The sequence below is a fragment of the Metaclostridioides mangenotii genome, assembly GCF_017873185.1.
GTDB classification, from domain to species: Bacteria; Bacillota; Clostridia; order Peptostreptococcales; family Peptostreptococcaceae; genus Metaclostridioides; species Metaclostridioides mangenotii.
The window spans coordinates 17,132-32,304 of sequence record NZ_JAGGJX010000004.1; the positions used below are offsets into that span (position 1 = coordinate 17,132).

The following is a 15,173-nucleotide window of genomic DNA, read 5'->3' on the forward strand; positions in this document are numbered from 1 at the left end:
TGCACTTCCTATTTAAAATCTTTTACGTTTGCTTTATCGTATAGAACTACTGGTACTGGTAAGTTTTTATCTACTTTTTCGCCTTTTATTGATTTAACAACTGCTTCTACTGCCATACGACCCATTTCTTTAGGTTGTTGCTGTATCATTGCAAGTACTGTTCCATCAGTTATTCCTGATGCAGCTTCTTCTGTTAAGTCAAATCCTACTATTTTAGCTTTAGTGTTTTTAGAAGACTCAAGAGCTGCTTTTGCTCCAAGAACACTGTTTTCAGCTGTAGCGTATATTATATCTACATCTGGATTTGATTGTAGTAAGTTTTCTACTGTGTTTAGAGACTCTTCTCTGTCATATCCTGGTAAGCTGTTTAATATCTTTATGTCTGCTGAATCTTTGAAAGCTTCTTTGAATCCTTCAACTCTCTCTCTTTGTATATGAGATTTTAACTCAGTTACTATAGCTATTTGAGCTTTTCCACCTAAATCTTTATCTATATGTTCTTTAGTGTATTCACCTAATTGCTTACCTGCTGCTTTACTCTCAGTACCGATGTAAGTAAGTACATTGTCTGTTGTAAGTTTAGCGTCAACTGTTGCTACTGGCACTTTTTCTTGTGCATTTTCTACTGCTGGAACTATTGCAGAGTTATCAGTTCCCATAACTATCATTCCGTCAACACCTTGTTGTAAGAAATCTTCTATTGCAGAAGTTTGCTTAGCAACGTCTTGGTCTGGATCATTTACTATAACTTTTACACCTAGTTTTTCAGCTTCTTCTTTGATACCCTCATCAATATCAATGTAGAATTGGTGTTGCATTGTTATTGTAGATACCCCAATAGTAAGGTCTTTTTTGTCTTTAGAATCTTTCTTATCCGATCCTGAAGAACTTTCCATAGAGCAACCTGTAAGAGCACCTAAAGCTAGTGCAGTTACTACCCCTAATGATAATACTTTTTTCATAATTAACCTCCATTTAGTTAAAATAAAATAAATAAAACTTGTCCCAAAACCACTTAGCCTCCATTTAGATATAATCCGTAAACTGCGTACTATTTATGTCTTAGACTTTTTTATACCTAGAAAATTTATCTCTAGAAGCAAGCAGAATTATTACAAATGTTTTAACTTAAAACCAATAAAACTAATCTTTTATTTGTTTTGTAGATACTTAAGCACTTCAACTTGCGTTGGCATTCCAGGTTGAGCTCCAAGCTTTGTTACAGATATACCCGAAGCAACTACTGCGTATTCAACAGAATCGAAAAGCGACTTACACTCTGTTATCCCTGCAGCTAATGCACCGTTAAATGTATCTCCTGCACCAGTTGTATCCTTAACATCTACCTTTATGCTAGGTACATGTCTAACTTGTTCTCCATCATGGAATCTAACTCCATTACTACCCTCTGTTATTATTAATTTATTTGGGTACTTGGCTAAAATACTTGGTATTTCTTCTTGAGTATTAAATACAATCTTGTACTCATGCTCATTTGGTGTCAAATAAGACACTCTATCTATAATTTCACATGAAAGTTCTACTGCTGGTGCTGGATTAAGTAACACCTTTATTTTGTTTTCATAGCAGAAGTTTATAACATATTCAACAGTTTTAAGCGGTACTTCTAGTTGTAGTAGTACTATATCTGCCTTCAATAGTTCGTCTTCAAACTGCTTAACCATATCTACATCCAATTTCTCATTTGCACCTTGAACTACGATTATGCTATTGTCGTTATCTGAAAGCACTATAGATGCAACCCCTGATGATACTCCTTCTTTTTTAGTTATCAAATTTGTACTTACATTGTTGTTTTCAAAGTTTTCCAGCATTTGATCACCAAAAGCGTCGTATCCCAAACAAGCTACAATGCTGACATTTCCGCCCAATTTTGATGCTGCAACTGCCTGGTTTGCTCCTTTTCCTCCAGGTGAGGTAAAGAAATCATTTCCTAAAACAGTCTCTCCACTTTTAGGTCTCTTATCAACTGCGCAAACCATGTCTAAATTTGCACTTCCTACAACTATTATATTTCCCATTCTTTTACTCCTTCATGTAGTCTCTATATGTCTTACAATTTTCTAGTGGATTCTCTAACAACTAGCTCTGGTTTAAAAACCATATCTTCTATAGAATCCATATTATTGTTTTTATTTTCTAGATTTTTTATGAGGATTTCTCCAGCTTTATATCCAATATTGTACGAAGGCTGTTTTATTGTAGTAAGCGATGGACTTATCATACTAGACATATATATATCATCAAATCCAATTATGCTAATGTCCTGTGGAACATTGAGATCTCTACTTTTAAGGCCTTTCATAACTCCAATCGCTATAAGGTCGTTTGCGCAGAAAATTGCTGTAAAATCTAATTTTTCTATACTTCGGATAAAATTAAATCCCCACTCAATTGTGAACTGGCCTATAACTACACTTTCAGGATCCCATTCGATACTATACTCTTCTAATGCTTTTTTATATCCTCCCAATCTTTCTGATGCAATTTCGTTTTGGTTTGGACCACTCAAATACAATATTTTTCTATGTCCATTATCTAAAAGATATTTTGTTGCCTTATAAGCACCATCTAGATTGTTTACTCTTACTTTTCCCTTTAAATTCTCTAGATTTATATTGATATTTTTATCAATTAGAACTGTAGGTATTTTTATATTTGTATAACTTACTTCGTCTAAATTTGTATTTGAAGAAGCTGCAAATATTATTCCATCAATTTTTCTCTCAAGCAATGTAGTTATCCCTGCTTGTTCTCTCTCAGCATCTTCATCTGTATTACAAAGAATTACATTGTAACCGGATTCATGCGCTTTATCTTCTACTCCACGAGAAATATCCGTAAAAAATGGATTTCGTATATCTGGAATCAAAAGTCCAATAGTGTTAGTTTTCTTTGTTACTAAACTCTGAGCCAATTTATTTGGAACATAATTGTGCTCCTTTATAATTTTTTGAATTCTCTCTCGTGTTTCTTGGCTGATATTCTCATCCTTGTTGTTAATTACCTTTGATACTGTCGTCTTAGAAACACCAGCTAGCTTACCTATTTCCTTAATTGTAACACCCAATGTCACACCTCCAAATTTTAGGTAACCGGTTAGAGTAAACGGTTACCTAAATATTATCATAATAGTATTTTGAATACAATAGTTTTGATTTTTTATTTAGTGAAATTATTTCCAATTCTTTAAATTTTCTATGCAAAATAAAATTCACCTTAATACAGCGCTAAAAAGCACTGCAAAAGGTGAAATATACATATGATTATTTTTTTATAATATGAATTTAGATTTTGATCCATCACTTTTTTCTATTGTTATAACCTCTAGGCCGCTATAATTTTTAAAAAGCCATTTTATATTACTCATACACTTATTCACCTGATTTTTATTTAAATTGTTTATAAAATACTCTTTCCTAGTTTCTTCATACTCTTTAGTAGTTAAAAAGTTTCTAAGAAAAGTAAATGCAAAGACATTAGGTATGTTGTTTACATTTGCTTTTTTACTTTTATTGCTTTCACTATATATTTTCATTATAGATACCTCACATATATTTATTTGGTAACACCCTCATAATCTTTATATGCATTTAAATTAAAAAGTATATAGTATTTTAAAATATTTTAGATTTTTATTAACTCGTAGTCTTTATTTCCCATACCCATCTCGTAAGCATAATCAATTATCCTTGTAGCATTTATATTTGGATGAGCATGTTTAAATACATCATGTCCCATTTCTTTTACTACTAAATCATAGCATGCTTGCTCAATAGCGATTGGGTCTGTTGAGGCAACTATCCCTATATCATTTGCTATAGGTCTACCTGACCAAGCAACGCAGTCACATAGCGGAGTTACATTCATTATAAAGGAAATATATCCAACCTTTCCTTTTTTGTTTGAAACAGCTCCATAAGCAAATTCCGCCATTTTTTCAATAAAAACGTTTTCGTCGCTTTCCCATTGAACATTTATAGCCCTTGTTGGACATACTGTTGGGCATTCTCCGCATCCATAACAAAGATCATGATCAATATTAGCCTTTTTATCTATTACTTTTATTGCTTCTCTAGGGCAATTCGCAACACATTTTCCACATCCTACGCATTTGGCATCTTTTACTGTAGGTGTTACATCAGAATGTTGCATCTGCTTACCAGCTGCACTTGCACAACCCATTGCTAAGTTCTTTAATACACCACCAAACCCAGCCATACCATGACCCTTAAAGTGACTCATAACTATCATTGATGAAGAATTATATATTTCTCCACCGATTTTCACATCATTGAAGTGTTTTTGACCTATCTTTACATTTTCATAGTTTCTACTAAAAATTCCATCCGCGATGATTATAGGAGCATCAACAACTGGATACGCAAATCCATTTTGTATAGCTGTTGTTATATGATCTATAGAATTTGTTCGGCTTCCTGTATAGAGTGTATTTGTGTCGGTTAAAAACGGTTTTGCACCACAATCTTTAACCTTATCTACAACCTGTCTAACAGCAAGGGGATTCATGTAAGTTGTATTACCTTTTTCCCCAAAATGCAGTTTAATTGCCACTAAATCATTTTTATCTATAAAACTATCAAACCCAGCCTTATCAAATAACTTTTTAACGCTATTTAACAAATTTTTATTTTCTGCATTTGAATACAAATCACAAAAATATACTTTTGATTTTTCCATATGTTCCTCCTATTTATACTCGTTAATTGGATTATTTTTCATCATCTTCATTGTTAGCATCTTCTGTGCCTGAACATTCATTATGTTTTTCATCGTACATAGTCAAAACCTCATATAGTGTGTGCTTAGACATTTCATCCATCATTATCTTTTGTATTCTACAAAGTTCCCTATTTACCTTACAAACTTTACCACCAGTATTATTTGCACAGTTAAACCCATCCTCAAGACAATCATTTATATAAATGTCGTCGTCTAAAGCACTAATTACGTCAAGCAAAGTTATTTGTTTAGGATCTGATAGAAGCTTGTATCCTCCATTTTTGGCACCTACTGATATTGATATAATATTGTTTTCTTTTAGTTTTCTAAATATTTTATATCCAGCATCTATTGGAATATTTTCATTATCACAAATAAATTTTATCGTACGAGTTTCGCCATCCGCTAATGCCCGTATAGTACGTATGCCATAATCAACTTCTCTGGTTATCTTCATATTTAACCTCCTATCAATCTGGTCTAATTGTCTTTGCTAAATAATGTCATGGATACCTTAAAAACCTTTTCATCATGCTCAGTATTGAATATCCCATTGTACTTCTTAACGATTTCTTTTAAGTTATTCATCCCTATACCATGATCGCGGTCGTTTCCCTTGATTGTTTTAAAGCTAGAACCATCTTTTCTCACTATTCCACTGTAAGTATTCGATATTTCAATAGCGAGCACATTAGATCTAGAGTTTACAATTAATAAAATCTTTCTGTTATTGATAGGCATTCGTTCACAAGCTTCGATAGCATTGTTGAGTATGTTTGAAAACACAGAAGATAAATCTACATCATCTATATTTAAATTTTCGACGTTATTTATCTTATACTCAAAATCTATATTTAATCTCTTAGATTTTTCTATTGCCCCTATCATTACAGCATCGACTATCTTATTGTTAGTTATCTGCTTATATGGAATATCAAAGATGTTATCTGTTAAGCTATTTATATATCCAATAGCGCCTCTGTAATCACCCTTTTTAATTAATGTTAATATTAAAAAATTATGATTTTTAATATCATGTCTAAATCTACGTGTTATTTCTATGTATTTTTCATATGACTCATAGTGCTCTAACTGAAGCTTTAACTGTCTCTGAAGGTCATTGATTATATTTAGATATCTACCAACTTTTGATAATTCCTGAATAAAAATCATGACACAAAAGGATAGTATGAATATCAATATTGCAGATAAATCATTAAATGCGCTACCATAATCTAAGCTCAGCCTAACATATTTGTACATATACACTATCTCAATCAGTATAACTGTAATACAAATAATTAAATTTACTCTTTGTGGCATTGTATTGAATTTCTCTCTTTTTTCATATAGTTTTGTAGATACCAATACTATTGAAAAAATAACAGTCAATAATACTCCATAAAATTTGGACATATCCCCCATATAGTTTGAGATATATCTTATTAACATAAATGATACAATATGTGAAAATTCCTGTAAAAATGTATACTGTACATTTTTGTATACTGCATAAATTGCTGGCCTTTCTATTATTACAATAGTTAACATTGAAGTAATAATTAAAAAAGTTATACCTACTGCTAAATTTCCATTTAAGTTTTGCTCAATTACCCTTATTGATAAAAATATAGGAAATACATAGAGCATGGTTAAAGGTCTGCTAATTCTTAAATCGTCACGATATACATAAAAACATGCTGCAATTAAAGTTATAATAATATTTAGCATAAAACCCTGGCCCCCTTAAACACCTTTAGTGATTTTATTATTGTTACATATAATAAAAATTCACTCCCCTAAGTGAAATCACTAATATATGTTCGTCCAATATTCTTAAGAATAATTTTAACATATGTCCAAACTAATGAACAAGGTCAAAATATATTAAGATATTTTTTAAAATAGACTAGAAGTATTACAAGCCCAAGCGTTCTTTTTATGAAAATAGCTATTTTTAGGCATTATTGTTATTCCGGATATCAATTAAAATTTCTGAAATTTCAACAGTTTGTGGTCTTTTATAGATATACATAATTAACCAACAATGCTATAATAAACACAACTTATTTTAATCCAGTAATATTTTTTATTGCAATTATGTTTTTAGGAGGTAATGAAATGAGAGATGTAATTTTGGACAATAGTTCTCATGAATCATCCGAAAAAAAATTTCTACAAATCAAATCAAGCGAAAACACTAACATGGCAAAACTCGGCCTATCTCTGTATATTTTAATAACCTTATTTTATGCAACAACTAAGATTTTCTCTAATAGCGGTCTAGATATAAAATATATAGTATTTACATATTTAGTTCTATTAGTTCCAATGGTTTTAGTTTTAGGCCTAACATTTACAAAGTTCGGACAAAAATATATTTTATACATGCTATCGTCCCTATCTATGTATTCTGGAGCTTATCTCTGCTATATGCTTGTAATGTTTAAATTTAATATAATCTACTATATTGGATTATTTTTTATTTTTTTCTCTATATATTCACTATTTAATTTAGGTAGTAAAATTACCCATATAACAGGTTGGAGCATTACAATTTTTTATTTCGTACTTTATTCATTATTTAATAGCAACTTTCACACTGGATTTATAGGCACTTCTATTTTCCTGATAGGAATCAATGGAGTTGGTATAGCCAGTTATTATTATAGGGAAGAAAGACTTCATAAAATTTTTTTACTTGGAGTTGAAACATCAAAAATCAACCAAAACTTATCAAAAGATATTGAATTATTAAAGACAAAGTTACATAATTCTAAAGAAGGTTTAAGCTATACGATTGAAAATATTATAATAGATATAGATGAAGATTTCGGACTATATATAAGAAGAATAAAAGAGTATATCAAGATCATTTCTACTTCATATGCAGAATCAAACATTTCAGATGATCAAAAAAATGATTTTATCGACAACATATGTTATGCAGCAACATTTCACAAAATAGATGAATTTTTAATTCGATTTAAAGAAGAAAATTATTCTAATTCCAAAGAAACTTTACAAAAGATTATAGCCCTTTATCCAAATGATGATGTTATGAAATACGTGTCAATTATTGAGAGTAGCTATACTGAATTTTTTGATGGTTCTGGATCACCTAAAGAATTGAGCGGATGCGATATCCCGATTGAAGCACGTATAATGTGTGCGGTAGATTTGTACGACGAATTTACAACAGCTAGAGATCCTGAAATGGATCATTTCGAATCGTTAGGAGAACTCGAAAAATGTAGTGGAAGTATAATAGACCCATATATCTACGATTTATTCGTTCAAAATTCTGAAAAACTTGAAGATATAGTGGTGTCTCCTAAATTTAGTTAATATGATTTATGTTTCTATAAATAGCTACACTAAAAGAAATCTACTATTTCCTTTTGTGTAGCTATTTATTTATATTGTCTAAAATCTATCTTCTAGCATTAGTAAAATTTATAAATTATTGAAACTAATAATCTAATTATATATCTAATTATTTTGATATTATCAGGTTCATGAGTTTTGAGTTTCTTTTTATAAATTCATTCATCTCTGAAGGATCTAGTTCTTTATTCGACATTAACGCCAGATCGACTATTTGGTTACATAAAAGATCAATAGTGTCTTTTTTATACGCTTCTTCTTTATCGCTATTTTTTAGATCCACTATTTTGTTTACAATCGGATTATTAGCATTAATAACTAGAGTTTTTTCTTCTTCAATGTTTACTCCAAAATCAACTCCTGCAAAGTTTGATTTCATCTCCGACATCCTTATAGAGTCCTCTGAAATCAGTATTATTGCTGGGGTTTCCTTACTTTTAAGAGACTCCACTTTACAGTTTTTGATTCTTCCAACTACTGAATCTTTGAATATATCTTCTATAGCTGATTTACTTTCCTCGCTTCCATCCTTTGTGTCTGTTGTATCTTTTCCATCGCCTGTGTTTAGTACATCATTTAAATCTGAATCTATTCTGCTAAACTTAACCCCGTTTTCTTTAAACTCTATAAAAGATATAAAGTTTACATCTATTGTAGAATCTAGCACTACAGCATTGATTTCGTAATCTTTAAACAGTTTTATATATTGAAATTGCTGCTCTTCATTGCTAACATAGAAAACCTTATTCTCATGTTTTTCTTTATTTTCTTCTAAATACTCTTTAAGGGTGATATGTTTTTTATCTATTGTTTTGTACATTATATAGTCTTTTACTTTTTCGTAGAAACTCTCATCTTTTAAACAACCGTATTTTATAAAAAGTTGTATATCATCCCAAAACTTCTCATACTCTTCTCTTTCATTTTTAAATAGAGATTTCAATTTATCTGCTACTTTTTTTACTATATGTTTTGATATCTTACCTACTTCTCTATCATTTTGCAAGAAGCTTCTGGAAACATTCAGAGGAAGATCTGGACAATCTATTACCCCTTTAAGTAAAAGTAGAAATTCCGGTATTATTTCTTTTATATTATCTGCTACGAAAACTTGATTATTGAACAGTTTTACTTCGCCTTCTCTTATTTCAAATTCATTTTTAAGTTTAGGGAAATACAATATACCTTTTAGATTAAATGGATAGTCTACATTTAAGTGCATCCAAAACAGTGGCTCATCAAATGCGTTAAACACCTTTTTATAGAATGCAATATACTCCTCGTCAGTACAGTCATTTGGCGCTTTTAACCAAAGAGGATTTATATCGTTCAAAGGTTGCTGTTTATCTTTTTTAACCTCTGCTTGTATATTTTCTTCTTTTACTTCCTCTTCTTTTACCCTCTCTAAATTTAATTTTTCTTCTTTTACTTTCTCTTCATCTACTAAGAATATCTCGACAGGCAAGAATGAACAATACTTAGTTATTATAGATTTAACAGTATAATAGTCTAGGAATTCTTTGCTGTCTTCTGATAGATACAAAGTTATAGTTGTACCTCTTGATTTTTGAAAATCTGACTCAGTTATTTCATACTCAGTTCCACCTTCAGAGGTCCATCTGACTGGTTTAGATGATTCAACGAAAGACGCAGTATCAATTTGTACTTTATCAGATACCATAAAAGAAGAATAAAATCCTAGTCCAAAGTGTCCTATAATGTCATTAGACTCCTCCATCTTGTCCTTGTATTTGTTAAAGAAATCTTCTGCCCCAGAAAAAGCAACTTGATTGATATATTTTTTTACTTCTTCTGCAGTCATGCCAATACCATTGTCAGTAAATTTAATAGTCCCTTCACTTTTATTTACTGATACTGTGATTTTGTAAACTTCTTCTCCTGAGTTTGATATCTCTCCAAGAGATTTTAATCTTTTGTACTTATTTACAGCGTCGCATCCGTTACTAATAAGCTCTCTGATAAAAATGTCCTTATCAGAATACAACCATTTCTTAATTATCGGAAAAATATTTTCTGTATGAATTGAAATACTCCCTTTTTCAATACTCATAATCATCCCTCCATTAAATAATAAATTTATATATTTTATTAAAATTAAAATATCAACTTTGATATGTAATCTCCCTGTTGAGTAAGCTATTTTTTTAATATTTCTTGAACTTTTGAATTGTTGTATAGACTATCTGGAAGCTTTTTCTTAAATTCTCTAAATACATCTTTAGACTTTTCTAATTGGTCATCTTCATAGTAAATTAACCCTAGATTATAGTATGACTCTTCATAGTACGGATATTCTTTATTGTATTTTTGTATATACATAGAGTAGTATTTTGCTGAATCACTGTATTTTTTCAATGTCTGGCTAAGATTTGCAACTTGATAGATTGATTCAGATACGTATTTTTTATTAACACTATTTTCTAAAACATCTTTATATAGATTTATAGCCTTATAATACTCCTTGTTATTTTTAAATTCAATAGCCTTTTCGAAAGACTCTTGATCAGATAATATAGTTGATTCTTTATTAGATTTATCTTTTTTATTTTTAGTGTTATCTTTAACATCTTCATTCTTTGAACTTTTATCTTTATCAGTTTTATCCAAATCTTTTTCTTTATCTATATTTTTATCATTAATTCCTACGTCTTGATTTACCTGTACACTAGGAGTATCTTTTATTAAATCCTTTTTTAAGTTTTTAATTTCATAAGAGTTATAAGCTAGCACAACTAATAACAATATAAATACTATGAAAAAAACATATCTTTTATTCATAAATTTCTTTCGGTAATCGGGTTCTTTTTCATAATTTCTTTTATCACTATCTAAATCTGATGTACTTTGTGTATCTAAGCCGTTATCTATGTAGCTATTGTTGCCTTCGTTGCTTTTTACTTCGCTCATTTTTTCTATAAAGTCATTTCTATCAAAGATTTCATTACCTCTATCTAATGTGTATACTTTATCTAAATATTTTTGTGCTTTTTTTATCTCATATACTTCTCTACATACCTTGTAAAGTATTAAATTAGGCTCTATTAGATAGCTTTCATCTTTTGCAACTTTTTCAAATCCTTTTATTGCATTTTCATAATCCTCTATATTTGCAGCTTTTATAAGGTTATTGTACTCTTTTATAAAACTAGAAAACTTATCAGATAAAAATATTTCTATATATTTTCTTGCTATTTCATTCTCTTCTATTTTCAAACATTTATAAAAACTCTCAAATGATTTATCAAAATCACACTTGATTAAATTTAAAATACCGTATAAGTTCATTGCATCGGTGTTATTTTCATCTATGTAAAGACTTTTTCTTAAAACTATATAAGACCTAGTAATATCTCCTGCTTTTATCAAGTCAATCGATTCATTGTATAATTTGTATGAGTGCGTATCTTTGCTATTTTTATCAAAATTGTGTAAATCATATTCTACATTAGTAAACAGCAATAATTTTCCTCCAATCTCTCTAAAAATCTAGGGGTTGCCCCGAAGCGAGTTGTTATTTAACTCTATACAAAATTGACTTTCAAAATCGAATAGTATTAAACTTAACTTATTAACAATCAACTCTAGGACAACCCTATGATTTATATAAATGTTTTGACTAATTCGTCTCCTTCGACAATACTAGTTATCTTAACTCCAAAATTTAAATCAACTACCACCACTTTGCCATATGCGAGAACTTTATCGTCAATTAAAATTTCTACATCTTGATCTACAAGAGCGTCTAATTCCATTAATGAACCTTTCTGTAGTGACAGTATCTCTTTAAGTTTCATCTTCGTTCTACCTATTATTACTGACAATTCTAAATTTACATCTAATATTCTAGATAAATTTTCATTTATATAGTCACTATCTACATTCTTACTGTTTGCAATCTCTTTATTTAAAAGTATCTTTGCATCTTCATTTGATATAGTTTTACTACCATCCATAATCTACACCTCTTTATTTACAGAGTCTAAAACTTCCAACCCTCTTTTACTATTGATAATCCCTGGCTTTGCTGTATACGATTTTATATTTTCTATGTATATATCTGCGGGATTATCGATGCCTTTGTCTGTAATTAATATATCTCCTTCTTCTAACTTAAGTAGGTCTCCTATAGTAATATTTACTTTACCTATTTCAACACTTAAATTTAGGTTCGCTTCATACACACTTTCTTTTAATTTTGATGAAAACTCTTCTGGATCGTTTGTAAATTTATCTACTATATCGTTTTCTGGAAGATAATTTTCAAGCCACTCCTCCATACTACTGTACGGCATACAAAATGATATTTTCCCTATATTCATACCTTTGTGATCTACATCTACATCCGATATACAACTAGAATCACTTGGAATGAAAAATTGTGGCATAGCAACTTTTGTATAAATTCCTTCCACTTCTATAGAGTCGAATTTTTCTGGAATATACAGCTTCTCCATGAGTTTATTTACCAAATAAGTTAGAATATTTTTATCAACATCGGTAAAAGTTCTATCTAGATCTTCAATATTACCATCGCCACCAGAGGCTATGTCAACCCATATCAACGCTACTATTTTATCAATTTTTAATAAGAAACTTTTAGATATCGGCTTTATGGTAACTTGTACAACAATTGACGAAGCAGATAGTTTATCAAAAAAATCTTGATAGCTAGACTGTTCAATTTCCACAACATTTAAACCCGATCTATATTTAAGTTCATAATTTAGGTACATATTGGATTTTCTACAGAAATCATCAGTTAGTATACTTATATTTCTTATATTTTCGCTAGAATATCTCTGCGGTTTTCTAAAATCGTACTCTCTAGTTTTATTCATATCTATTACACATCCAGACTATTTAGATCTTAAATTGTTCGCCATCGACCACATATCATCGGCGACATTCATACCCTTTGAGTTAAGTTGAAAAGCTCTCTGAGTTGTTATCATTTCAACCATTTCATCTTGCAAATTTGCATTGGACATTTCTAAGAAACCTTGTTCAATACTCGAATTATTCTCTACATATAAAGCGGCTCCATCTTTTAATTCATATTGACTATCCCCAACAGATATAAATGCTTCATTGCCAACTGAATTATACAAATTAATTTTTCCTATATGATTATCATCAATATATATATTTCCGTCCTTTGCTATATTAAGATTTTCATTAGTTATATTGCTATTTGCATAGTTAAATCCTGCATTAAATTGTACATCTAACTTATTTCCTCTAGCATCTACAATGTTTCCAGCTTTATCAACACTGAAGTTTCCATCTCTAGTGTATAAATATTTTCCATCATTTTTTATCACTCTGAAAAATCCATCTCCATCAATCGCTAGGTTAGAACTTATTTCAGTAGACCTAATGGCTCCCTGCGTAAAATCTCTTATCGGAAGTGTTACTTTACTTCCTGTACCAGTGTCTATTTTATTCTTTCCAGTTGGATATGTCTTTCTGTTTAAGGTCTCATTTACTAAGTCACTAAATTCAATATTTAATTTTTTATAACCGACAGTATCTACATTCGCTATATTGTTTGATACTATATTTAATTTTTCTTGATTGGAATTCATTCCAGCTCTGCTATTATTTATTATTGTATACATACTAGATTCCCCTCACTATCTATACTGCTCCAATCTGATTTGCTATTTTATCAAGTGTAGAGTCAATTGTCTGAATGACTTTTTGACTTGCCTCGTATTCTCTCATATACATCATCATATCGGTTACTTCAGAAATCATGTCGACATTTGATGTTTCAACAGCGCTTTGTACTGTCTCAACTCCCTCAGTTGCTACTTCACCTTCTCCGGTGTACACATTATTTCCTACTTTGTTTAATGTGGTATAATCCCCAATGTCAACTATATTAAATTTGTACATTTGAGTATTATTTATTGTTATTAAATTATCTCTTGATACTTCAAATGATCCACCGTTGACTTGAATAGGCTCTACTGCTCCAGTTTGAACATTTGTACCCAAAACATAATAACCATCACTAGTAACTAGCTTTCCCATAGTATCTTCTCTAAAGTTTCCATTTCTTGTGTAAAACTGCTGTCCATTTTTATCCTCTACCTTGAAAAATCCCTTGCCGCTAAGTGCGATGTCCATTTTATTACCCGTTTGTTTTACAACACCTTGTGTGTAATTTACTACAACATCGTCCATAGCTACTCCTAAGCTTATATTACCTAGAATTTGTTTATGACCTTTTCCACCCGCAAACTTATCTCTATTTGATAAACTAACTTCGTCAAAACTTTTGGATATCAACTTTTCGTTTTTATACCCAATTGTATTTATATTTGCTAAATTATTGGTAATAACAGCTTGTCGTTTTTCGTTAGTTATCATAGATGATACTGATGTATATAAACCTCTTAACATCGTTAAGCCTCCTATTCAACAACCTTCATTTCACTTGGATACTTCATTCCAAGTTCCATAGCTCTCTTCTCTATATCTGCATCGCTTAAGGTTCTTGTATTAAATATAATTGTACTAAGTGCAGATATAAGGATTCCAACAGCCATTCCAATTAAAAACTTTTTATCTATGCTGATAATTCTTATTCTTTGTAACAATTTATTATTAATTGCAATTCCCCCTTGCCAATATCAAAATTTTTGCATATTTGTTCTTCTGTATATCCTTGATTTAACATCGACACAATATCTTTTATAGATTTATTTTCCTCTATATTTTCTGTTTCTCCTAGTTCTTCCACTTCTGTTAACTCTGCTAATTTTTCCAGTTCTTCTAGCTCTGCTAGTTTTTCTTCAAAATTGCAATTAGATATTTTCTCTAGAAAGTTAGTTCTTTTTTCTTCAAAGAATAAATCACGTTTCTTGTATTTATTGTCTAGTACTTCGTCAAAACTTTGATATGTATCACAGTCGATCTTCTTTTCTCTTCTGTCTATTATAAAAACAATAAACAGTATAGATATCCCTATAAACACCAACACTATCTGTGTCATA

At 30.2% G+C, this 15,173-nt stretch carries 16 protein-coding genes; 1 reads left to right on the forward strand and 15 read right to left on the reverse strand.

What is annotated here, in order from left to right:
* Positions 1–8: 8 nt before the first annotated feature.
* The 7 genes from J2Z43_RS09830 to J2Z43_RS09860 form a co-directional block, all read right to left on the reverse strand.
* Positions 9–962, reverse strand: a complete 954-nt coding sequence (locus J2Z43_RS09830; protein ID WP_038299159.1) for a substrate-binding domain-containing protein — start codon at positions 960–962, stop codon at positions 9–11.
* A 189-nt stretch (positions 963–1,151) separates the two neighbouring features.
* On the reverse strand, positions 1,152–2,042 hold the full coding sequence (rbsK, locus tag J2Z43_RS09835; RefSeq protein ID WP_209457042.1) for a ribokinase: 891 nt from the start codon (positions 2,040–2,042) through the stop codon (positions 1,152–1,154).
* A gap of 32 nt (positions 2,043–2,074) precedes the next feature.
* Positions 2,075–3,091 carry a LacI family DNA-binding transcriptional regulator gene (locus tag J2Z43_RS09840; RefSeq protein WP_209457043.1) on the reverse strand — a complete coding sequence of 339 codons (1,017 nt, stop codon included), beginning with the start codon at positions 3,089–3,091 and terminating at the stop codon, positions 2,075–2,077.
* 204 nt (positions 3,092–3,295) lie between these two features.
* Positions 3,296–3,559, reverse strand: coding sequence for a hypothetical protein (locus tag J2Z43_RS09845; RefSeq protein ID WP_027702892.1), 264 nt, complete (start codon positions 3,557–3,559; stop codon positions 3,296–3,298).
* Between the two features lie 89 nt (positions 3,560–3,648).
* Positions 3,649–4,722, reverse strand: coding sequence for a DUF362 domain-containing protein (locus J2Z43_RS09850; RefSeq protein ID WP_209457044.1), 1,074 nt, complete (start codon positions 4,720–4,722; stop codon positions 3,649–3,651).
* A gap of 31 nt (positions 4,723–4,753) precedes the next feature.
* Positions 4,754–5,221, reverse strand: coding sequence for an RrF2 family transcriptional regulator (locus J2Z43_RS09855; RefSeq protein WP_209457045.1), 468 nt, complete (start codon positions 5,219–5,221; stop codon positions 4,754–4,756).
* Positions 5,222–5,244: 23 nt separating this feature from the next.
* On the reverse strand, positions 5,245–6,495 hold the full coding sequence (locus J2Z43_RS09860) for a sensor histidine kinase (protein ID WP_209457046.1): 1,251 nt from the start codon (positions 6,493–6,495) through the stop codon (positions 5,245–5,247).
* Between the two features lie 390 nt (positions 6,496–6,885).
* Here J2Z43_RS09860 and J2Z43_RS09865 point away from each other — a divergent pair, with 390 nt between their 5' ends.
* Positions 6,886–8,112 (forward strand): HD-GYP domain-containing protein, encoded by a 1,227-nt coding sequence (locus J2Z43_RS09865; RefSeq protein WP_209457047.1) that lies wholly within the window; start codon positions 6,886–6,888, stop codon positions 8,110–8,112.
* A gap of 148 nt (positions 8,113–8,260) precedes the next feature.
* Here J2Z43_RS09865 and htpG read toward each other — a convergent pair whose 3' ends face one another.
* The 8 genes from htpG to J2Z43_RS09905 all read right to left on the reverse strand — a co-directional run bounded on the left by htpG (position 8,261) and on the right by J2Z43_RS09905 (position 15,172).
* Entirely contained in the window at positions 8,261–10,222 is a 1,962-nt protein-coding gene (htpG, locus tag J2Z43_RS09870) for a molecular chaperone HtpG (RefSeq protein WP_209457048.1), read from the reverse strand.
* 86 nt (positions 10,223–10,308) lie between these two features.
* The gene (locus J2Z43_RS09875) at positions 10,309–11,631 is read right to left on the reverse strand and encodes a tetratricopeptide repeat protein (RefSeq protein ID WP_209457049.1); all 1,323 of its coding nucleotides are present in this window, start codon (positions 11,629–11,631) and stop codon (positions 10,309–10,311) included.
* Between the two features lie 140 nt (positions 11,632–11,771).
* Complete coding sequence (locus J2Z43_RS09880; protein ID WP_027702899.1) at positions 11,772–12,125, reverse strand: FliM/FliN family flagellar motor switch protein; 354 nt, start codon at positions 12,123–12,125, stop codon at positions 11,772–11,774.
* A gap of 3 nt (positions 12,126–12,128) precedes the next feature.
* A complete protein-coding gene (locus J2Z43_RS09885; RefSeq protein ID WP_209457050.1) occupies positions 12,129–13,010 on the reverse strand; it encodes a flagellar motor switch protein FliM in 882 nt (293 codons plus the stop codon).
* Positions 13,011–13,028: 18 nt separating this feature from the next.
* On the reverse strand, positions 13,029–13,790 hold the full coding sequence (locus J2Z43_RS09890) for a flagellar hook-basal body complex protein (RefSeq protein WP_209457051.1): 762 nt from the start codon (positions 13,788–13,790) through the stop codon (positions 13,029–13,031).
* A 19-nt stretch (positions 13,791–13,809) separates the two neighbouring features.
* Entirely contained in the window at positions 13,810–14,580 is a 771-nt protein-coding gene (locus tag J2Z43_RS09895) for a flagellar hook-basal body complex protein (RefSeq protein ID WP_209457052.1), read from the reverse strand.
* Positions 14,581–14,591: 11 nt separating this feature from the next.
* Positions 14,592–14,777 (reverse strand): flagellar protein, encoded by a 186-nt coding sequence (locus J2Z43_RS09900; RefSeq protein WP_209457053.1) that lies wholly within the window; start codon positions 14,775–14,777, stop codon positions 14,592–14,594.
* Complete coding sequence (locus J2Z43_RS09905) at positions 14,762–15,172, reverse strand: DUF6115 domain-containing protein (protein ID WP_209457054.1); 411 nt, start codon at positions 15,170–15,172, stop codon at positions 14,762–14,764. Before J2Z43_RS09905 ends, J2Z43_RS09900 begins: the two co-directional genes overlap by 16 nt.
* Between the last annotated feature and the right edge of the window lies 1 nt (position 15,173).

Bases quoted from the DNA above. Each gene is read 5' to 3' on its own strand.
- J2Z43_RS09830 (WP_038299159.1), bottom strand. From the start codon at position 962: ATGAAAAAAGTATTATCATTAGGGGTAGTAACTGCACTAGCTTTAGGT.
- rbsK (WP_209457042.1), bottom strand. From the start codon at position 2,042: ATGGGAAATATAATAGTTGTAGGAAGTGCAAATTTAGACATGGTTTGC.
- J2Z43_RS09845 (WP_027702892.1), bottom strand. From the start codon at position 3,559: ATGAAAATATATAGTGAAAGCAATAAAAGTAAAAAAGCAAATGTAAAC.
- J2Z43_RS09850 (WP_209457044.1), bottom strand. From the start codon at position 4,722: ATGGAAAAATCAAAAGTATATTTTTGTGATTTGTATTCAAATGCAGAA.
- J2Z43_RS09855 (WP_209457045.1), bottom strand. From the start codon at position 5,221: ATGAAGATAACCAGAGAAGTTGATTATGGCATACGTACTATACGGGCA.
- J2Z43_RS09860 (WP_209457046.1), bottom strand. From the start codon at position 6,495: ATGCTAAATATTATTATAACTTTAATTGCAGCATGTTTTTATGTATAT.
- J2Z43_RS09865 (WP_209457047.1), top strand. From the start codon at position 6,886: ATGAGAGATGTAATTTTGGACAATAGTTCTCATGAATCATCCGAAAAA.
- htpG (WP_209457048.1), bottom strand. From the start codon at position 10,222: ATGAGTATTGAAAAAGGGAGTATTTCAATTCATACAGAAAATATTTTT.
- J2Z43_RS09880 (WP_027702899.1), bottom strand. From the start codon at position 12,125: ATGGATGGTAGTAAAACTATATCAAATGAAGATGCAAAGATACTTTTA.
- J2Z43_RS09885 (WP_209457050.1), bottom strand. From the start codon at position 13,010: ATGAATAAAACTAGAGAGTACGATTTTAGAAAACCGCAGAGATATTCT.
- J2Z43_RS09890 (WP_209457051.1), bottom strand. From the start codon at position 13,790: ATGTATACAATAATAAATAATAGCAGAGCTGGAATGAATTCCAATCAA.
- J2Z43_RS09895 (WP_209457052.1), bottom strand. From the start codon at position 14,580: ATGTTAAGAGGTTTATATACATCAGTATCATCTATGATAACTAACGAA.
- J2Z43_RS09905 (WP_209457054.1), bottom strand. From the start codon at position 15,172: ATGACACAGATAGTGTTGGTGTTTATAGGGATATCTATACTGTTTATT.